16 protein-coding genes are annotated in these 18,894 nt (G+C 64.8%); 4 read left to right on the forward strand and 12 right to left on the reverse strand.

Features of this window, described 5'->3' with window-relative positions:
* Positions 1-40: 40 nt before the first annotated feature.
* From ACHMWQ_RS17780 to ACHMWQ_RS17805, 6 genes are all read right to left on the reverse strand, one after another.
* Positions 41-820, reverse strand: coding sequence for a FadR/GntR family transcriptional regulator (locus tag ACHMWQ_RS17780; RefSeq protein ID WP_266332778.1), 780 nt, complete (start codon positions 818-820; stop codon positions 41-43).
* Positions 821-1,107: 287 nt separating this feature from the next.
* On the reverse strand, positions 1,108-1,818 hold the full coding sequence (locus ACHMWQ_RS17785; RefSeq protein WP_396308496.1) for a glutathione S-transferase N-terminal domain-containing protein: 711 nt from the start codon (positions 1,816-1,818) through the stop codon (positions 1,108-1,110).
* A gap of 227 nt (positions 1,819-2,045) precedes the next feature.
* The gene (locus ACHMWQ_RS17790) at positions 2,046-2,252 is read right to left on the reverse strand and encodes a hypothetical protein (protein ID WP_396308497.1); all 207 of its coding nucleotides are present in this window, start codon (positions 2,250-2,252) and stop codon (positions 2,046-2,048) included.
* Between the two features lie 79 nt (positions 2,253-2,331).
* Positions 2,332-3,813: an Asp-tRNA(Asn)/Glu-tRNA(Gln) amidotransferase subunit GatB gene (gene gatB / locus ACHMWQ_RS17795; RefSeq protein WP_354549889.1), complete on the reverse strand. Its 1,482-nt coding sequence runs from the start codon at positions 3,811-3,813 to the stop codon at positions 2,332-2,334.
* Between the two features lie 109 nt (positions 3,814-3,922).
* Entirely contained in the window at positions 3,923-4,438 is a 516-nt protein-coding gene (locus ACHMWQ_RS17800; RefSeq protein WP_396308498.1) for a CreA family protein, read from the reverse strand.
* An 80-nt stretch (positions 4,439-4,518) separates the two neighbouring features.
* A complete protein-coding gene (locus ACHMWQ_RS17805; RefSeq protein ID WP_396308499.1) occupies positions 4,519-5,955 on the reverse strand; it encodes an MATE family efflux transporter in 1,437 nt (478 codons plus the stop codon).
* A 259-nt stretch (positions 5,956-6,214) separates the two neighbouring features.
* On the opposite strand from ACHMWQ_RS17805, the gene ACHMWQ_RS17810 reads away from it, so the two are divergent.
* Entirely contained in the window at positions 6,215-7,339 is a 1,125-nt protein-coding gene (locus ACHMWQ_RS17810; protein ID WP_396308500.1) for a DUF2865 domain-containing protein, read from the forward strand.
* Positions 7,340-7,535: 196 nt separating this feature from the next.
* Complete coding sequence (locus tag ACHMWQ_RS17815; RefSeq protein ID WP_396308501.1) at positions 7,536-8,774, forward strand: AGE family epimerase/isomerase; 1,239 nt, start codon at positions 7,536-7,538, stop codon at positions 8,772-8,774.
* 56 nt (positions 8,775-8,830) lie between these two features.
* Here ACHMWQ_RS17815 and gltX read toward each other — a convergent pair whose 3' ends face one another.
* The 3 genes from gltX to ACHMWQ_RS17830 form a co-directional block, all read right to left on the reverse strand.
* Complete coding sequence (gene gltX, locus ACHMWQ_RS17820) at positions 8,831-10,198, reverse strand: glutamate--tRNA ligase (protein ID WP_396308502.1); 1,368 nt, start codon at positions 10,196-10,198, stop codon at positions 8,831-8,833.
* Positions 10,199-10,208: 10 nt separating this feature from the next.
* Positions 10,209-11,660: a glycosyltransferase family 4 protein gene (locus tag ACHMWQ_RS17825; RefSeq protein ID WP_396308503.1), complete on the reverse strand. Its 1,452-nt coding sequence runs from the start codon at positions 11,658-11,660 to the stop codon at positions 10,209-10,211.
* Positions 11,661-11,778: 118 nt separating this feature from the next.
* On the reverse strand, positions 11,779-12,873 hold the full coding sequence (locus ACHMWQ_RS17830) for an ATP-dependent RecD-like DNA helicase (protein ID WP_396308504.1): 1,095 nt from the start codon (positions 12,871-12,873) through the stop codon (positions 11,779-11,781).
* 410 nt (positions 12,874-13,283) lie between these two features.
* Here ACHMWQ_RS17830 and ACHMWQ_RS17835 point away from each other — a divergent pair, with 410 nt between their 5' ends.
* On the forward strand, positions 13,284-14,096 hold the full coding sequence (locus ACHMWQ_RS17835; protein ID WP_354549899.1) for a L,D-transpeptidase: 813 nt from the start codon (positions 13,284-13,286) through the stop codon (positions 14,094-14,096).
* A 118-nt stretch (positions 14,097-14,214) separates the two neighbouring features.
* On the opposite strand, the gene ACHMWQ_RS17840 is transcribed toward ACHMWQ_RS17835, so the two are convergent.
* From ACHMWQ_RS17840 to ACHMWQ_RS17850, 3 genes are all read right to left on the reverse strand, one after another.
* The gene (locus tag ACHMWQ_RS17840; RefSeq protein WP_396308505.1) at positions 14,215-15,882 is read right to left on the reverse strand and encodes an NAD+ synthase; all 1,668 of its coding nucleotides are present in this window, start codon (positions 15,880-15,882) and stop codon (positions 14,215-14,217) included.
* Between the two features lie 99 nt (positions 15,883-15,981).
* Positions 15,982-16,776, reverse strand: a complete 795-nt coding sequence (locus ACHMWQ_RS17845; protein ID WP_396308506.1) for a DODA-type extradiol aromatic ring-opening family dioxygenase — start codon at positions 16,774-16,776, stop codon at positions 15,982-15,984.
* A gap of 111 nt (positions 16,777-16,887) precedes the next feature.
* Positions 16,888-17,505 carry a TetR/AcrR family transcriptional regulator gene (locus ACHMWQ_RS17850; protein WP_396308507.1) on the reverse strand — a complete coding sequence of 206 codons (618 nt, stop codon included), beginning with the start codon at positions 17,503-17,505 and terminating at the stop codon, positions 16,888-16,890.
* Positions 17,506-17,584: 79 nt separating this feature from the next.
* Between ACHMWQ_RS17850 and ACHMWQ_RS17855 the strand changes: the two genes are divergently transcribed.
* Positions 17,585-18,859, forward strand: a complete 1,275-nt coding sequence (locus tag ACHMWQ_RS17855; protein ID WP_396308508.1) for an MFS transporter — start codon at positions 17,585-17,587, stop codon at positions 18,857-18,859.
* Positions 18,860-18,894 lie beyond the last annotated feature (35 nt).

Raw genomic sequence — 18,894 nt, forward strand, 5'->3', positions numbered from 1 at the left:
CATGAGCCCGCGGCCTGTCCTGTATTGCGATAGGTATGAACTAGCCGGCGCTGATCTCGCCGTCGGCGTCCGCGTTGCGGCCGACCCAGATGGAATCGAACACATTGCCCTTCGCGTTGCGCAGCAGGCGGCGCATCGCGAGAAAGGCCTCTTCCGGGTTGCGGTCGCGAATAGCCTCGAAGACGTCCCGGTGCTGGAGCACGGCATCGTCTCCCATGACCGTCCGCCAGCCGAGCGAAAAGCTGATGACAAGGCCGGATTCGATCAGCCCGCCGACCGAACGAAGCATTGGATTGTGCGAGGCTTCCAGGACGGTCATGTGAAAGGCGAGATCGGCGCGGATCTGCTCGACGCTGCCGCGATCTCGGTTCTTGATGCCGTCCAGCGCCTTGCCGAGCAGTTCGATCTCCTCGGCCGTGGCACGCTCGGCCGCGCGCGACGCGGCGGCCGGCTCGATGATCTCGCGCATCTCGAACAGCGAGTGAATGAAATCATCGCTGGGGCGCTGGTCGATCTGCCAATGCAGAACGTCCGAATCGAGCATGTTCCAGTCGACGCGGGGACGAACCTTGGTACCGATCTTGGGGCGGGATACCGTCAGGCCCTTGGCCGAGAGCAGCCGGATCGCCTCGCGGACCGCGGTCCGTGACACGCGGAACTCTTCCTGCACCTTCGGCTCCGTCGGCAGCGTGTCGCCCGGATTGTACACGCCGGACACGATCCGGCGGCCAAGCTCGGCTGCGACCTTGTCGGACAGACTCCCGGAACGTTCCCTGCCAGTCGCGCGAAGCTGTCGCGTCTTATCCTGGGCACCACGCATTGCCGGGTCCCTTCCTCGATCCCTGCCTTCATCCAAGACGCGGCACCCCGAGGGAAAGCCGGCCGAATTCCATTATCATAGTATGTTTGATCGGATGAACTTTCAACTTGAATACCGGGAAGCGGGCGGCTCGATACGGATCGTATCCGCTTATAGCCGCTTTCGTCATATGCTTGAAAGCAAAGGTCCTTTGCCGGGCCACCCTGCCCGCATCCACCGAGTGAAATGCAGTGCGGGCCCGCCCTCCCGCTTCCGGGACGGCGAGCCCGCGATGGGCCGCGAAAGGATCAGCGGGCGCGCTGATTGAAGAGGATCTTCTGCGCTTCCGCGTCATCCTTCAGGCTGACGGGAGCGACAGGAGCCTGCACCGCCATGCCGCGCGTGACGCCGGGACGCGCATTCATGCGGTCGATCCAGGCCTTCACATGCGGAAACTCGGTGGTGTCGAACTGCTGGGTTTCCCAGCCGGCCGCCCAGCCGAAAATCGCCATGTCGGCGATCGAGTAATCGCCGGCGACGAAATCGCGATCCGCGAGACGACGGTTGAGCACGCCGTACAGGCGATGCGTTTCATCCTGGTAGCGCTTGGTGGCGTAGGGAATGCGCTCCGGCGCATAGACCGAGAAATGGTTGCGCTGGCCGAGCATCGGACCAAAACCGCCCATCTGCCACATCAGCCATTCCTCGACCTCGACGCGGGCGCGCTCATCGGCCGTTGGGTAGAATTTGCCGAACTTGCGGGCGAGATAGAGCAGGATCGCGCCCGACTCGAACACCGAGATCGGCTTGCCGTCCGGGCCCTCGGGATCGACGATCGCCGGCATCTTGTTGTTCGGCGAGATCGCCAGAAACTCGGGCTTGAACTGGTCGCCCTTGCCGATATTGACGTAATGCAGGCTGTAGGGAACGCCGAGTTCCTCCAGCATGATCGCGATCTTCTTGCCGTTCGGGGTAGGCCAGTAATGCAACTCGATCGGTTGGGTCTGTGTATGGGTCATACGGAACCTTTGGCTGTTGCAACGGCTGGCGCATCGACAATCGGCCAGCGATAGGTCGGTACCCATACATGCGTCGCCACATACGGCAAGGCAAGACATGCAACGTGGATGAGCCGTCGCGGCGGCCTCTTGCCGGGTGCGCGCAGGCGAGCCTACGGCCTCGGCGCGCGACAAATCCGCAGCCGGACGTCGCCCGAACCGCCTACCAAGCCGTCTGAGTAGCGGCGTTACCCCCGGGGCTCGCGCACGTCGAGTTTCTCGACGGTGAGCGTGCCCACGGACAATCGCTCAATGCGGGCCTCGAGGATGCGAAGGCGCCCAATGGCCAGTGCGCCGACGGCGATCGCACCGACCGCCGCCGCCCCAACCGCCAATGCGCCCAGCGCCATGGCGCCGCTTGCCCGAGCACCGGTTACCTGCAAACTTCTGGTCATGGCTGTCCCTCGACAATTCGTTGATTGCAGGGACAACCATAGCGCGGAATCCGGTCCGCGGGAGCGGGCGCGGCCGGGGCTATTCCAGGCCGAGCTTCTTCTTCAGGATGTCGTTGACGACCTGCGGGTTGGCCTTGCCGCCCGAGGCCTTCATGATCTGGCCGACAAACCAGCCGGCCAGCGTCGGCTTAGCCTTGGCCTGCTCGACCTTTTCCGGGTTGGCGGCGATGATGTCGTCGACCACCTTCTCGATCGCGCCGGTGTCGGTGACCTGCTTCAGGCCGCGCGCCTCGACGAGCGCCTTCGGGTCGCCGCCCTCGTTCCACACGATCTCGAACAGATCCTTGGCGATCTTGCCGGAGATGGTGCCATCGCCGATCAGGTCGATGATCGCGCCGAGCTGTTCGGCCGAGACCGGGCTCGATGCGATGTCCTTGCCGTCCTTGTTCAACCGGGCCGCCAGTTCCTGGGTGACCCAGTTGGCGGCCGTCTTGGCGTCGCGGCCCTTGGCGACGGCTTCGAAATAATCGGCGGTATCGCGCTCAAGCACAAGCACGCTGGCGTCATAGGGCGAAAGGCCGAAATCGCCGATAAAGCGTGCCTTCTTGGCATCGGGAAGCTCCGGCAAGGCGGCCAGCAGCCCGTCGACCCAGGCCGGCTCCAGTTCGAGCGGCAGCAGGTCGGGATCGGGGAAGTAGCGATAGTCATGCGCTTCTTCCTTGGAGCGCATCGACCGGGTTTCGCCCTTGTTCGCGTCGAACAGGCGGGTTTCCTGGTTGATCGTGCCGCCATCCTCCAGAATGCCGATCTGGCGGCGCGCCTCATAGTCGACGGCCTGGCCGACGAAGCGGATCGAGTTGACGTTCTTGATCTCGCAGCGCGTGCCGAGCGCTTCGCCCGGGCGGCGGACGGAGACGTTGACGTCGGCGCGCATCGAGCCTTCGTCCATGTTGCCGTCGCAGGTGCCGAGATAGCGCACGATGGTGCGAAGCTTGGTGAGATAGGCCTTCGCCTCGTCGGCCGAACGCAGATCCGGCTTCGAGACGATCTCCATCAGCGCGACGCCCGAGCGGTTCAGGTCGACGAAACTCATGGTCGGGTGCTGGTCATGCAGCGACTTGCCGGCGTCCTGCTCCAGATGCAGGCGCTCGATGCCGACGGTCACGCTCTCGCCGCCGTCGAGATCGATCACGATCTCGCCCTCGCCGACGATCGGCTGCTTGAACTGCGAGATCTGATAGCCCTGCGGCAGGTCCGGATAGAAATAGTTCTTCCGGTCGAACACGCTGTAGTTGTTGATCTGCGCCTTGAGGCCGAGCCCGGTGCGCACGGCCTGTGCGACGCATTCCTCGTTGATCACGGGCAGCATGCCGGGCATGGCCGCATCGACGAGGCTGACATGGGAGTTCGGCGCGCCGCCAAATTCGGTCGAAGCCCCGGAGAACAGCTTCGACTTCGACAGGACCTGGGCATGGACCTCAAGGCCGATCACGATCTCCCAGTCCCCGGTCGCGCCTTTGATCAGCTTCTTGGGATCGGGCTGGCGGACAATGGCGTTCATGCGAAAAAGCTCCGAATAGAATACTGATCATCCGGTTAGAGCCTCGCGCGCGTTCCGGCAAGGCTTGTCGGTCAAAACGGCGCGCGAGCGGCGCGCCGTCCTCCCAGCCCTACTGGATGAAATCACCGCATTTGGCGGCGGGCGTGTCGCCCCATGGCATGATCGGCACGCTGGAAATCGAATTCTTCGGGCTGCCGTCGACCAGCTTGTCGGAATAGACGAGATAGACCAGCACGTTGCGCTTCGCGTCGCAGCCGCGGGAAATCCGCATCTTCTTGAACCAGATCGAGCGGCGCTGATTGAACATCTCGCTGCCCTGCCCGATCTTGTTCTTGAACTGGATCGGACCGACCTGGCGGCAGGCGAGAGAAACGTCCGACGTCTCCTCGGCGACACCGAACATGCCGGCAACGCCGCCGCGCTCCGCGGCTGCAAAGTAGCAGGCGACGCCCTCCACCTCCGGGTCATCGATGGCATAGGTCGCGATCTTGTCGTTCGGCGTCACCCATTTGAAGGTGGTCGATTCCTTGAAGATCAGGTCGGGATCGGCCGCCAGCGCCGGTGCGGCGCAGGCCAGCAGGGTGACGGTGGTAAAGGCGGCGGTCAGGGCGGATCCGAGGCGCATGGTGTTCTCCGAGGCAAAGCGTGCGCCCAATATAGGAAGGCGCAGCGCCACAACGAGTCCCGCTGGCAAAAGCGCCTGGATCAGTGAACCGAGATCGGCGCCACGATGGGCTCGGTGCCGCCGCGCATCAGGCCGAGTTGCTCGCGCCGCAGCCAGCGCACGATCAGGAGTGCCGAGACGACGGCGAGGCCCGTGGCCAGCCCGATCCAGATGCCGATGCCCTCCAGCCCGGCCCAGAAGCCCAGGAGAACGCTGAGACTGAGGCCAACGCCCCAGAAGCCCAGCCCGGCATAGATCATTGGGACGCGCGCATCATGCAGGCCGCGCAGCATGCCGCCGGCGATCGCCTGCGCGCCGTCGAAAACCTGGAACAGGGCTGCGATGCCGAGGAACGACACGGCGAGCGCGATGACCTCGGTATTGGAAGGATCGGTGCGGTCGAGGAAAATGCCGATCAGCGTTTCCGGCACCAGGAACATCATCACGGCCGTGCAGGCCATGAAGCCCACGCCCAGCACGAAGGGTGTCCAGCCGGCGCGGCGGATGGCGGCCGTATCGCCCGAGCCATAGGCGATCCCGACGCGCACGGTGGCGGCCTGCGAGAAGCCGAGCGGCACCATGAAGCAGAGCGACGCGATCTGGATGGCGATGGCGTGGGCGGCCACCGACGAGGCGCCGATCAGGCCCATCAGGAAGACCGCGGCGTTGAAGATGGTGACTTCCAGACCCACCGCGATCGCCATGGGCAGGCCGAGCCGCCAGAGCGCGAGGAAGCGCGGCCAGTCGGCGCGCCAGAAGCGGCCAAAGACGCGATACCGCCGGAACTGGCGATCCCGGACACAGACCAGCGCCATGCCGAGGAACATCAACGTTGCCGACAGCGTGCTGCCGATGCCTGCGCCGAACATGCCGAGCGCCGGCAGGCCAAAATGGCCGAACACCAGCGCCCAGACGATGAGCGCATTGAAGACGACGCCGGCCATGCCGACCACCAACGACCAGAACGGCCGCTCCAGCGCGGCGATGAAGGAGCGCAGCACCAGATACCAGAGGAAGGGCAGGATCGCCCATTGCATGCCGCGCATGTAGAGCGCGGCGAGATGGGCGAGAGCTGGATCCTGCCCGAGCCACAGCAGCAGCCGCTCGGTGTTCCAGAGCACGATCCAGAATGGCACCGTGATGGCAACCGAGGCCCAAAGACCCTGGCGGACGGTACGGCGCACTTCGCGCACGGCGTGGCGATTGCGGCCGCGTTCCCGCGCCACCATCGGCGACACGGCCGAGACCAGGCCGATGCCGAAAATTAGCAAGGCGAAATAGAGATTCGTCGCCAGCGCGCTGGCCGCGAGATGGTTCGCGCCCACCCAGCCCAGAATCACGACATCCGTCGCGGTGATGACCGTCTGCGCCAGATTGGTGAGGATCAGCGGCAGCGACAGCAGGATGGTCGCCCGGATTTCGGTCAGCCAGGGATAGCCCCTGTCGGCCCCCACGGGGGTCCATGCGCGCGCAGTCATGATTCAAACGGCTCTCTTGGTGGAGGGTGCGGGGAAACCCGCGACGCCAGCGCGCCACCTAGTCACACCCGAGGCGAAATGACCAACCAAAGATCGTGATATCTGCCATCAGCGCGGTCGGGGACGGCGTTTGCCTCACCGCTTTGTGGCAAAAGCGCGGCCCGCATGATGACCATCCGGCCCATCCGTGCTATTGGCGTCTTGCCCTGAGGGCAGCTTTGGCAGGCAGGCGCAGCGCACGCGATTAAGGGCCACATCCATGAGTGTCGAGAGAGTGTTTTCCCGAATTCTGATGGCCGCCATGATCTTCGCCGCCGGCGCGGAAATGGCCGAGGCAGCATCCAGCGTCTGTGTCCGCCTGGAAGGCCGGCTTGCCTCCCTGCAGCGCAGCCAGAATTCCGGCGCCGGCAAGGTCGCGAACCAGGACAATGCCATCAACCAGCAGCGCGCCGCGCTCAATGCCGCCAATGCCGATGCGCGCCGCGCAGGCTGCAAGGGCGGCTTCCTGATGTTCAAGTCGAATGCCGCCGCGCCAGAATGCGCGGGCATCCTGAAGCGCATCAATGGCATGCAGGCGAATCTCAATCGCCTGGAACAGCGCCGCAGCGCCTCAAGCTTCGATCCGAACACTAGCGCCCGCCAGCGTTCGGAGGTCCTGCAGCAACTGGCCCTGAATGATTGCGGCCCGCAATACGCGGCCTATGCCCAGCAGCGCCCGCGCAACTTCCTGGAGCGCCTGTTCAACCCGGAAAACCGCGTCTACGAACAGCAGCAGATCGCCCGCGTCCCGGCCACTGCCGAGCGCGACCGCAACTACTCCACGGCCGATACGACCGAGCGCGGCTTCGGCCGCGGCAGCTATCGCACGCTCTGCGTCCGCACCTGCGACGGCTATTATTTCCCGATCAGCTTCTCGACGCGCCGGGCCAATTTCGCAACGGACGAGCAGGTCTGCCAGCAGATGTGCCCCGGCACCCAGGTAGCCCTCTACGCGCACCGCAATCCGGGCCAGGACAGCTCCGACGCGCGTGCCACGTCGGACGAAACGCCCTATAGCGCGCTCTCGACCGCCTTTGCCTACCGCACCAGCTTCAACCCCGGCTGCACATGCGGCAGCCCATCCTCGATCCAAGCGTTCACCGGCGGCTATACCCCGGCAGCGCTGGCCGAAACGCCGATGGAAGAAGCCATGCCGCCTGTCCCGGGCCCTGCCCCCTTCGTCGGCGAAGACCCGGAAACACTTGCCAACCGCGCCGGCTCGCTCGACCCCGACTCGCTGGGCACGGCGAGCGTGGAAACGCCCGTTGCCTCGCTGTCGCCGTCGCCGTCGCGCCAGGCCGGCGTCGCAAGGCGCGTCGGCCCCTCCTACTTCTACGCCCAATAGTCCAGCCAGATCGGCCGCGGCCGCGACACCAGAGCGTCGCGCGATGGACGATGGGCTCGACAAAATGCTCAACTGACACGTCGGAACGCGACCAGCGCAGCAACGTCGCGGTGCGGATCAAGACACAAGAAGCGACCAGGACGATCGCGCCGCCAAAGGCAGGCCGTCCGACAGGACATGACGGGAGCAGACGCCAATGACCCTTATCACCACGCCGCCCTGGCTCGGGCTGCCGACGCATCGCAACTGGCTCAACGATCAGATCAACCGCCTGATCGACTTCCTGCAGGGAGCCCGCCTTGAGGCCGGCGGCTTTGGCTATCTGCTCGAGGACGGCACGTCCGATCCGACCCGTCCGCGCGAGCTCTACCTGAACGGCCGGATGACCCATGTCGCCGCCCTTGCCTATATGCGCGGCATTCCGGGCGCGGGCCCCCTGGTCGATCATGGCGTCGCCGCCCTGACGAACGACTTCCACGACAAGGTGAATGGCGGCTGGTACTCGGCGCTCGAGCCTGCCGGTGGCCCGATCCCGGGCCGCAAGGCGGCCTATGACCATTCCTTCGTGCTGCTGGCCGGCGCCTCGGCCGCCGAAGCCGGCCGCCCCGGCGGGCGCGAACTGTTCGACGCCGCGGCCGAGGTGTTCCTGAAGCATTTCTGGGACGAGGAAGCCGGCATGTCGCGCGAATCCTTCGCGGCCGACTTCACCGATATGGACAGCTATCGCGGCGCCAATTCGAACATGCATTGGGTGGAAGCCTGCCTCGCCGCCGGCGACGCATCGGGCGACGCCGCTTGGTACGACCGGGCGCTATCCATGGCCGATCGGCTGATCAACCGGGCCGCGCGCGAGCACAACTGGTTCCTGCCGGAACACTTCGATTCCGACTGGAAGCCGCAGCCCGACTATAACACTGACGATCGAGCCCATCCGTTCCGCCCGTTTGGCTCGACGGTCGGACACTGGCTGGAATGGTCGCGCCTGCTGGTTCACATCGAAGCGTCGCTGACGACACCGCCCGCCTGGCTCCGCGAAGCGGCCACGGCTCTGTTCAACCATGCCATCACCTTTGGCTGGGCCGTCGATGGCCATGACGGCTTCGTCTACACGACCGATTTCGAGGGTGTCGTGGTGACCGAGGTCCGCATGCACTGGTCGCTTTGCGAAGGCATCGCCGCCGCCGCCCTTCTGGGTGCGGTGACGGGCGACGCGCTCTACGAGCACTGGTACCGCAAGCTATGGGACCATGCCGCCCGCTATTTCGTGGAGCCGCAGCGCGGCACCTGGAAGCACCAGCTTGCCGGCGACCTCACGGAAGCCGGTTCCGTCTGGCCCGGCCGCCCCGACACCTATCACGTGCTGAATGCGCTGCTTCTGCCGCAGCTTCCGGCGGCACCCGGCGCCGCCACGGCCTTGGCGCGCGGCCTCGCCTGAGCCCGCACTAACAGCTATGATCCAGTCCGAGGCCGGCTTTGCCGGTCTCGTTCGTTTCAGGAGGAAAGCGCCGCCTCGAGCCGCGCCAGGGCCTGTTCGCGGCCGATCAGCGGCAGCAGCGCCGCCAGTTCCGGTCCGTGATCGAGCCCGGTCAGAACCTGGCGAAGCGGCATGAACAGCGCCCTGCCCTTGCGGCCGGTCGCCGCCTTGACCGCGTCGGTCCAGACCTTCCAGCTCTGGCCGTCGAACGGGTCGCCCGGGAGGAGGTCGCGCGCGGATGCCAGGAAAGCCCGCTCGTCCTCATCGGCCGGCACATGCGGCGGGATCGGCCCCGTCACGACCGCCCACCAGGCGACCGCGTCCTTGAGAAGGACGAGATTGCCGCGCACGGCGCTCCAGAAAGCCTCGCCGCCCTCGACGCCCAGCGCCTTCAGACGGTCGGCGACATCCGCATAGGGCTTGGCGTGCAGGAGCTTGGCGTTGAGTCCGTCGAGATCGGCCGGGTCAAACTTGGCCGGTGCCTTCGAGACCATGGAGAGATCGACGAGGCCTGCCAGCGTCGGCAGATCGACCACCGGCTCGACGGAGACAGACGTCCCGATCAGCACGGCGAGCGAGTTGACCGCCATGGGCTCGTAGCCCGCCTCGCGCAGCGACCCCAGCGAGAGCGCGCCGGTGCGCTTGGAGAGCCCCTCGCCGCTCGCAGTCGTCAGCGTGTTGTGATGGCCGAAGATCGGCAAAGGCGCGCCCAGTGCCTCGAACAGCTGCAATTGCACGCCGGTATTGGTGACGTGATCGTCGCCGCGAATGATGTGCGTCACGCCCATGTCGGCGTCATCGACGACGGACGGCAATGTGTAGAGATAGGTACCGTCTTCGCGGATCAGCACCGGATCCGACAACGAGCCGATATCGACCGTCTGCGGCCCGCGAACCAGATCGTCCCAGGTCACATGCCCGACCGACTCGTCGAGCTTGAAGCGCCAATGCGGCCTGCGGCCTTCGGCTTCCAGCTTGGCGCGGTCGTCCTCGGTCAACTTGAGCGCGGCGCGGTCATAGACCGGCGGCAAGCCGCGCGCGGCCTGGCGCTTGCGCTTGCGGTTCAGTTCATCGGCGGTCTCATAACAGGCATAGAGGCGCCCGGCTGCCTTCAGCCGCGCCACGACCGCGTCGTAGGAATCGGTGCGCAGCGACTGGCGCTCGAACTGGTGCGGCAGGATGCCGAGCCAGTTCAGATCGCGCTGGATCGCCTCGGCATATTCCTCCTTCGAGCGCTCGCGATCGGTATCGTCGAGCCGCAGGATGAAGCGCCCGCCCGCCTTCAGGGCGAACAGCCAGTTGAGCAATGCAGGCCGCGCATTGCCGATGTGAAGAAAACCGGTCGGAGACGGCGCGAAGCGGACGATAACGGAGGGGCTGGTCATGCCGAAGGCTTTAGCGCGCCCCGGAGGCCCGCGCAACGAGACGCCGGGTCCGCTTCAGGAATCGCTCGATCTCCCGGCCAATTCGCTTGAGGGGACCGCGTTTCCTGTCAGCCACCACCTCCACCAGCGCCCCATACGCCTCCACGTCGCACTGTGTGACGTAGTGATCGATCGCATCCGCAGGCGGCCGATCCGCATTTCGAAGAGACGGCATTGGGCCTGGCTTGGGCAGGCTTGCACGGAATCGCTCAAGAGCCTTCGCGCTCTCGGAATCCGGAGCGCCCGGCAGCGGCGCCATTCCCGGGCGCCCCATCAAACCCGCCTCCAATTGCCTGGCAACGAGTTCAATGGTGTAAAACGAGAGGAGATTGTCGTTCTGCCAACGGACAACCGCTTCGCGAAGGAGAGGGTCCGTTGCAGCCAGTACATGTTCGGCTGCTTCGTCATAATCCATCCGCCCGATCGCCAGTGGGTGATGCCCAAGGAACTCGCCGATCGCGGTCGAGCGCAATCCGACAACGGGAAGCCCGCTCCGTATGGCCTCGAAGATCGGGAGGCCAAATCCCTCGTGCTCGGAGAGGCAAAGGAAGACGTCGCTCTCGCGATAGAATTCCCGCAATTCGGCAAACGATACTTCGGCGGGAAAGCACGCCTCGACGCCGCGCGCCTCTGCGAGCGCTTTCACCTCCTGCACATAGGCAGCCATCGCCGGATCGGGCCTGCCGACCATCGTCAATTGAACCCGACGGCCGAATCTCTGCTGCAGCACCGCCGCCGTCATCACGAGATGCAGAAGCCCCTTGTGCGGCACGACCCTGCCGACGAAGAGGATTCGGATGCATTCATCCGAGGCCTCTCGCGGATCCGGCAGCTGAAGCTCACCCTCGAACAGGAAGGGCGAAACCGGATAAACGACATGCAACCGATGCGGTTCGATACCGAGAACGGAGAGTTGTTGGGCGGAATAGTTCGAATTGACCCAGAAAGCGGCGTTTGACTTGGCACCGATTGCCATCACGCCCTTGTAGCCGCGAACGGTATTCAAAGTCGATTTCGCGGAATACTTGGCAAAAAACCACGGCGGCGTGTTGTTGTGCCATCGAATGATGACGGGAGCCGGCAGGTCAGCGATGATGGCATCGAACTCGGGCCATCCATCACAATAGTGATAGATTCCCAAGGCGCCCGGCCGCTCGGCGAACCACGCCTGAAGAGCCTCGATCGGCTCAACGGGAATATCTTCATAGTGCTGCTCGTTTCGGTGCTCGCAGAAAATGCGCACCTCGACGTTGGTTCCCGCGACTTCGGACAAGATCCGAAATTGGCCCAGACAGTCATATCCGATCGAATCGGACAGCTCCCACAGATGGCGGATGATCAGCGCTATTCTTGAAACGGTTGCCAAGCCTGCCGTCGGGGGGGCCGTCTGAGAGGCTTCATCAAAAGGACTGCGCCATTCCATGGCAGTTCCCTCCCGATCGGCGCAAGACAAGCGCGAACCGCTCCTCAAGCCCATCCTGAAGTCGCAACCAAAAACAGCAGAATTATGGAGAACGCCCCGCAGATTGCAGAGGGCTGACTTAGCGGACGATGGTAATCCGCTTCGCTGCGCGGGTCAGGCCCGTGTAGAGCCAGCGGTCACGGTGCTCGCGAAAGGCGTAGCTTTCGTCGAATAGGACCAGATCGTCCCATTGCGAGCCCTGCGACTTGTGCACCGTCAGCGCGTAGCCATAGTCGAACTCGTCGGAATTGCGCCGCTGCGCATAGGGCAGATCCTCGCCGCCATTCTCGAAGAAGTTCGGGTGGACAGAGACCTTCACGGCCTTGCCCGTCGCGTCTTCTTCCGGCTTCAGGCTGAGGCGCAGGAAGCTCTTTCGCGGCGCGCCGAGTTCCGAGACGACCCAGGTGCCGCCATTGAGCAGGCCCTTCTGCTTGTCGTTACGCAGGCAGACGAGCTTGTCGCCCACTGCCGGCATGGGGCTCAGCAGGCCCTTCAACTCACGGATCCGCTGGTTGTAGAGCCGGCGCGTCTTGTTGGTGCCGACAAGAACCTGGTCGGCGGCAAGGATCTGCGCGGCATCGATCTCGCGCCGCGAGATGACCCGGCTTTCGCCATGCTCGCCATATTCGATCGGCTCGCCGGCCCGGACCGACATGGAAAGGCGGATGATCGGATTGTCCTGCGCCTGACGGTGCACTTCCGTCAGCATCGAATCGGGTTCCTGCTCGGTGAAGAAGCCGCCGCCCTTGACGGGGGGTAGCTGCGCCGGATCGCCCAGCACCAGGACGGGCGTGCCGAAGGACAGCAGGTCCCGGCCGAGATCCTCGTCCACCATCGAGCACTCGTCGATGATGATCAGGTCGGCCTTCGAGGCGGCGCTGTCATGGTTCAGGGCGAAGACGGGCTGCTCTTCGTCTTCATTGGCGCGCGGCCGATAGATCAGGCTGTGGATCGTGCCAGCGCCTTCGCAGCCTTTCGAGCGCAACACGTGCGCTGCCTTGCCGGTGAAGGCCGCGAAGGCGACATCGCCATCGATATCCTCGGCGATATGACGCGCCAGCGTCGTCTTGCCCGTGCCGGCATAGCCGAACAGGCGGAAGACGGGACTGTCCCCGCGCCGCAGCCATTCGGATACGGCGGAGAGCGCATTTTCCTGTTGGGGCGACCAGCGCATGAAGGCTCCGACACAATGATCGCCCCTGATAACCGATTCATGCGCGATGTGCAGGAACGCAGAGGACGAAAGCCCGCGTCATTTAAGCAACAGTCCCCGGCATCTCAAGGCCGTGAACAAAAACATGCTTAATGTGCCTTGGTTTGGGCCAATCTCGGCCCCAGACAGAGTTGAACGGAAAACAGACGCGGCCGTTGGTTCGCTTGGATTGGCAAGCTGTGTGGCGAAATTGTCATTGCGACAAAATGCGAAAGCAACCAGTAAGGGTGCATATCATTCTTATTGGATCGCGCCGCCAGGGCGTCGGCGGAATCGAGCCAGTCGAGACGATCGGGTTCGGACATGCTTCCCCCGGAGCGTTCCGGTTTTAATTGGGTTCTTCCCAGTATGATGATGAAAAGGAACAGGCTTTGAACGAGACGAAGCCTCTGAAGGCGGCAGGAAAACTGAGCCGCCGCACATTCATGATCGGTCTCCCGGTCGTGCTTGCAGCATGCCAGACCTCGCAGCCGGGCGGACCGGTTGCCGACGGCGGTGGCATGGGCGCCCCGGTCATCGACCAGGGTTTTGCGACGATGTACGGGCCGATCACGGATGAGCCGTTCCCCGTCGGCGCGATCGACCTGACCAAGATCAACCCGCGCTTCTATCGCCAGGTGGTCAACCTGCCGACCGAGATCAATGCCGAGCCGGGCACGATCGTCATCGATCCCTACAACCATTTCCTCTATCTCGTGTTCGAGAACGGAACCGCGCTGCGCTACGGCGTCGGCGTCGGCCGCCAGGGCTTTGCCTGGTCCGGCGACGCGACCATCCAGGCCAAGCAGCAGTGGCCGAAGTGGCATCCGCCCAAGGAGATGATGGCGCGCGATCCGGAAGCCGCGAAGTGGCCCGATGGCATGCCCGGCGGCCCCGGCAACCCGCTCGGCGCCCGCGCGCTCTACCTCTATCAGGGCAAGGTCGACACGCTGTACCGCATCCACGGCACCACGCAGCCCTGGTCGATCGGCAAGTCGCTCTCTTCCGGCTGCATCCGCATGATGAACCAGGACATTATCGACCTGTACGGCCGCGCGCCCATCGGCACGAAGGTCAAGGTTCTCGGCAATTCGACGCCGGATCCGGTCGCGGTCTACGACTCCAAGGGCGGCGCACGCCCCGATCCGGAGCCCGCTTCGACCGCCGGCTACGTGCCGATCCCGCCGGATAACGTCCACAGCTGATCCGGCACGCTGCAGCGAATATGAAAAGGTCCTCCATCGGAGGGCCTTTTCTTTTGCATGAGAAGTTCGGAAATCGGGGCTTGGAGGCCGTGATGAACGGTCTCCAGCGGAACGGGGCTCAGGCCCTGTCGCGGAACTTGTTGGTGATCGGATAGCGGCGGTCGCGGCCGAAATTGCGGCGGCTGAGCTTGACGCCCGGCGCGGCCTGGCGGCGCTTGTATTCGGCGATCGCCAGCAGATGTTCGATCCGCTTCACCGTCGCGGCCTCATGCCCGCGCGCGATGACGTCGCCAACCCGCATCTCGCCTTCGACGAGGCTCTCGAGAATATCGTCGAGGATCTCGTAGGGCGGCAGCGAGTCCTGGTCCTTCTGGTTCTCGCGAAGTTCGGCGGTCGGCGGCTTGGTGATGATCCGCTCGGGGATCACCTCGCCCGACGGACCGAGGCAGCCTTCCGGGACCACCGTGTTTCGGAAATGCGAGATCCGGAAGACCTGCGTCTTGTAGAGGTCCTTGATCGGGTTGAAGCCGCCATTCATGTCGCCATAGAGCGTGGCGTAGCCGACCGACATCTCGGACTTGTTGCCTGTTGTCACGACCATGGCGCCGAACTTGTTCGAGATGGCCATCAGGATGGTGCCGCGCGCGCGCGATTGCAGGTTTTCCTCGGTGATGTCGGCCGCCTTGCCGGCGAACATCGGCGCCAGAGCATGCATGAAGCCCTCGACCGGCTCCGCGATCGGCACGATGTCGTAGCGCACGCCGAGCTTCTCGGCGCAGGCCTTGGCATCGACGAGGCTGTCCTGCGAGGTATAGCGATAGGGCAGCATCACGCAGTGAACGCGATTGGCGCCCAGCGCATCGACGGCAATGGCCGCGACCAGCGCCGAGTCGATACCGCCCGACAGACCCAGCACGACGCCCGGGAAATTGTTCTTGCCGACATAGTCGCGCAGGCCCAGCACGCAGGCGAGATAATCCGCCTCGTCGCCCTCTTCGATCCGCGCCTTCGGACCGTCGACGCAGCGCCAGGCGCCGTCGACCATGGCAAACTCGACGATCTCGATCGCCTCGCGGAAAGCGGGCATTTGCACGGCGAGCGAGCCGTCGGCGTTGAGCACGAAGGAGGCGCCGTCAAAGACGAGCTCGTCCTGGCCGCCCACCTGATTGAGATAGACCAGCGGCAGGCCGGATTCCGTGACGCGCGCGACCGCGACGTTGAAGCGCTGGTCCATGACGCGGCGGCGGAACGGCGAGCCGTTCGGAACGAGCAGGATCTCGCCGCCCGTCTCCGAGATGCACTCGACGGGATCGGGACCCCAGATGTCCTCGCAGATGGGAACGCCGATGCGCACGCCGCGCAGCACGATCGGTCCCGGATGCGGACCGGGGGTGAAGACGCGCTTCTCGTCGAACACGCCGTAATTCGGCAGATCGACCTTGAAGCGCACGGTCTCGATCCGGCCGTTGTCGCAGAGCGCATAGGCGTTGTAGAGCGCCTCGTCTTCGCGCCATGGCAAACCGATCAGCACGGCCGGACCGCCATCGGCGGTATCGGCGGCGATCGCCTCGCAGGCGGCGCGGCAGGCGTCCTGGAACGCCGGCTTCAGCACGAGATCTTCCGGCGGGTAGGCCGAAAGGAACAATTCGCTGAACATGACGACGTCGGCGCGGCCCGCCGCGGCGGTCGCGCGCGCGGCGCGCGCCTTTTCGAGATTGCCGGCGATGTCGCCGACAACCGGATTGATCTGGGCAAGGGCGATGCGGAGCGTGTCGGGGCGGGTCATAGCCTGCCTTTACCGCGCCGCCACAGCGGCGGCAACGGGTAGTCGTCGGCAGGCTTAAAAACCTCGCTCCCGCCGTCTCGCCCCTGCCCGCTCCGGCTCTCAGCCGAAGCGGTACATGTCCATCGAGAGCGCCTGATATTCATAGGAATTGTGGATGCGCTCGCCTCTGGCGCCCTCGCCCGCGGCGCCCAGGGCGACGAAGAAGGGCAGGAAGTGGTCATCCTCGGGATGGGCCATCACCGCATGCGGCGCCTTCGCGCGATAGTCGATCAGGCTGGCGGCATCGCCGGCCGCCGCCCGGTCGGCGACCCAGTCGGCGAATTCGCGCGCCCAGTCCACCGGCGCCGCATCGACCGCCGGCATGCCGCCGGGATTGCGGAACAGCACGCGCAGATTATGCGTCGCCGCGCCCGTGCCGATCACCAGCACATCCTTGTCGCGGAGCGCCGCGATCGCCCGTCCAAGCGCATAGTGATAGGCGGCATCGCGATGCGGCTGGATCGACAGCTGCACCAGCGGCACTTCGGCACTAGGCCAGACCAGGGACAGCGGGATCCAGGTGCCATGGTCGAAGCCCCGTTTGGGCGCCACGTCGACGGGCAGGCCAGCCGCGCGCAGTTCGTCCGCGACCTCGGCGGCCACGGCGGCATCGCCAGGCGCGGGGTAATTGATCTCGTAAAGCGGCTTCGGGAAGCCTCGGAAATCATAAATCATTTCCGGATGCGGGTCGGAAACGACCGTCGGCCGATCCGTCTCGAAATGGGCAGAGACAACCAGCACGGCGCGAGGGCGCGGGAGGGTGGAAGCGAGGTGCTCGAGAAAGCGATGCGCCGGCGTGTCCGTCAGCGCCAACATCGGCGAACCGTGCGACAGGAAGAAGGTGGGAAGCGACATCGGACTATCCTTTACGTGTTGCAGGAAAGGTAGTCCCGGCGGCCCTCACTCAGTAGATGCACAACCAAGCACGCAGTGTTCAATCCTAGTGACCAATGCGCGCCTTGGCGTTCAATCGTTGAGGCCGGCCTTGATCATTCGATCGGCGGCGGCCGCCAGCGACCGCGACGGACCGCCCTCTCCGAACAACTGGCCGCTGGCATAAGCGCCTTCGGCGAGCAGATAGAGCCCGTCGCCCAGCACCTCCGGCTCCGCCGCGCCCATTGCCTTCGCCATCTCGGTGAGCCGGCGGCGCAGTTCGCGCTTGTTTTCGACGGCGACGAGTCGGGCCGGATTGTCCCTGGCCGGAAACTCGACGGCCGCGTTGGTCATGCCGCAACCACGATAATCGGCGCTCTGCGCACGCTCGCCGACGCCGGAGAGATAGGCGAGGATCTGCGCTCGCGGATCGTCGGGATGCTTGGCCACGATGGCGTCGAACCGCCTCCAGAACTCGACGTCATAGTCCCGCATATAGTCGGCGGCGAGTTCATCCTTGGAGGCGAAATTACGGTATAGGCTGGGCTTGGTAACCCCGGCCCGCTCCACGATCTCCTCGATGCCAACGGCGCGGATACCCTGGCGATAGAAGAGCTCTCGCACCGTCGCGCGGATCCGGTCGGCGGCGCGCGGCGGTGCATCCGCCCGCTGCCCTGCCTTCGTCGCCTGTCGATCGCTGCTGCCTGCCAAACTTATTCTCCCGACCCGCTTGACGATGTAACTGAACGGTACGTATCATAATTCGAATTGAAACGGAACGGTCAGTAACATGAATATGGTCCGCCGTCGGCCCTTTGGCCAGAACTATGCTTTCGTGGTCGCGGGCGTGATCTTCGTCTGCCTGCTGGCCGGCGCAGGATTGCGTGCCGCCCCGGGCGTGATGATGCTGCCGATCGAATTGGCCTTTGGCTGGAGCCGCGAGACGATCTCGCTCGCCGCCGCCATCGGCATCTTCCTCTATGGCCTCACCGGGCCCTTCGCCGCGGCGCTGATGCAGAGCTTCGGCATCCGCCGCGTGCTGATCGGCGCCCTGCTGCTGATGTCGGCCTCCACGGGCCTCAGCGTCTTCATGAGCGCACCCTGGCAGTATGTCGCCACATGGGGCGTGTTTTCCGGCGTCGCCTCCGGTTCGGTCGCGATGGTTCTTGGCGCAACGGTCGTCAACCGCTGGTTCGTCACCAATCGCGGCCTGATGATGGGCCTGCTGACCGCCAGCACCGCGACGGGAACGCTGATCTTTCTGCCCGGCATGGCGGCGCTGGCGCAATGGGGCGGCTGGCAGGCCGTTGTCCTCTCGGTCGCGGTGATTTCGGCGGCGCTGGTGCCGCTGGCTTATTTCTTCGTGCCCGAGCGGCCGCAGGACATCGGCATCCGCCCCTATGGCGCGCCCGAGGGCGAGCTGGCGCCAACCGGCCCGCAGGGCAACGCGCTTGCCAATGCCTTCAACGCCCTGTTCGAGGCGGCCCGCACCAAGACCTTCTGGTATCTGTTCGCCACCTTCTTCATCTGCGGGTTCACCACCAACGGCCTGGTCGGCACGCATATGATCGCCTTCTGCGGCGACATGGGCATGCCGGAGATCCAGGCCGCCAGCCTGCTCGCGATGATGGGGCTGTTCGATCTGGTCGGCACCACCGCCTCCGGCTGGCTGACCGACCGCTTCGACCCGCGCAAGCTGCTGTTCGCCTATTACGCGCTGCGCGGCATCTCTCTGATGTTCCTGCCCTTCACCGACTTCAACTTCTACAGCCTGTCGATCTTCGCCGTCTTCTACGGCCTCGACTGGATCGCCACGGTGCCGCCGACCGTCAAGCTCGCCAATGAGGCGTTCGGCGATCGCAAGGCCCCGATCGTCTTCGGCTGGATCGCGGCGGGCCACCAGTTGGGCGCCGCCTCGGCTGCCTATTTCGCGGGATACATGCGAACGACCCAGGGCAACTATCTCGATGCCTTCATCATCGCCGGCGCTACCGGCATCCTCGCCGCGCTGCTCTCGCTGATGATCGGCCGCCGGAAGCATGAGCTGGTCCCGGCTGCAGCCTGACGAAACGGCCTCAAGGAAAATTGCTTCGCGCGCAT

The sequence above is a fragment of the Kaistia sp. UC242_56 genome, assembly GCF_044452255.1.
Taxonomy (GTDB): domain Bacteria; phylum Pseudomonadota; class Alphaproteobacteria; order Rhizobiales; family Kaistiaceae; genus Kaistia; species Kaistia defluvii_A.

What these genes read in the sequence shown, in the direction of transcription:
- ACHMWQ_RS17780 (WP_266332778.1), bottom strand. Translation starts at nt 820, where the DNA reads ATGCGTGGTGCCCAGGATAAGACGCGACAGCTTCGCGCGACTGGCAGG.
- ACHMWQ_RS17785 (WP_396308496.1), bottom strand. Translation starts at nt 1,818, where the DNA reads ATGACCCATACACAGACCCAACCGATCGAGTTGCATTACTGGCCTACC.
- ACHMWQ_RS17790 (WP_396308497.1), bottom strand. Translation starts at nt 2,252, where the DNA reads ATGACCAGAAGTTTGCAGGTAACCGGTGCTCGGGCAAGCGGCGCCATG.
- gatB (WP_354549889.1), bottom strand. Translation starts at nt 3,813, where the DNA reads ATGAACGCCATTGTCCGCCAGCCCGATCCCAAGAAGCTGATCAAAGGC.
- ACHMWQ_RS17800 (WP_396308498.1), bottom strand. Translation starts at nt 4,438, where the DNA reads ATGCGCCTCGGATCCGCCCTGACCGCCGCCTTTACCACCGTCACCCTG.
- ACHMWQ_RS17805 (WP_396308499.1), bottom strand. Translation starts at nt 5,955, where the DNA reads ATGACTGCGCGCGCATGGACCCCCGTGGGGGCCGACAGGGGCTATCCC.
- ACHMWQ_RS17810 (WP_396308500.1), top strand. Translation starts at nt 6,215, where the DNA reads ATGAGTGTCGAGAGAGTGTTTTCCCGAATTCTGATGGCCGCCATGATC.
- ACHMWQ_RS17815 (WP_396308501.1), top strand. Translation starts at nt 7,536, where the DNA reads ATGACCCTTATCACCACGCCGCCCTGGCTCGGGCTGCCGACGCATCGC.
- gltX (WP_396308502.1), bottom strand. Translation starts at nt 10,198, where the DNA reads ATGACCAGCCCCTCCGTTATCGTCCGCTTCGCGCCGTCTCCGACCGGT.
- ACHMWQ_RS17825 (WP_396308503.1), bottom strand. Translation starts at nt 11,660, where the DNA reads ATGGAATGGCGCAGTCCTTTTGATGAAGCCTCTCAGACGGCCCCCCCG.
- ACHMWQ_RS17830 (WP_396308504.1), bottom strand. Translation starts at nt 12,873, where the DNA reads ATGCGCTGGTCGCCCCAACAGGAAAATGCGCTCTCCGCCGTATCCGAA.
- ACHMWQ_RS17840 (WP_396308505.1), bottom strand. Translation starts at nt 15,882, where the DNA reads ATGACCCGCCCCGACACGCTCCGCATCGCCCTTGCCCAGATCAATCCG.
- ACHMWQ_RS17845 (WP_396308506.1), bottom strand. Translation starts at nt 16,776, where the DNA reads ATGTCGCTTCCCACCTTCTTCCTGTCGCACGGTTCGCCGATGTTGGCG.
- ACHMWQ_RS17855 (WP_396308508.1), top strand. Translation starts at nt 17,585, where the DNA reads ATGAATATGGTCCGCCGTCGGCCCTTTGGCCAGAACTATGCTTTCGTG.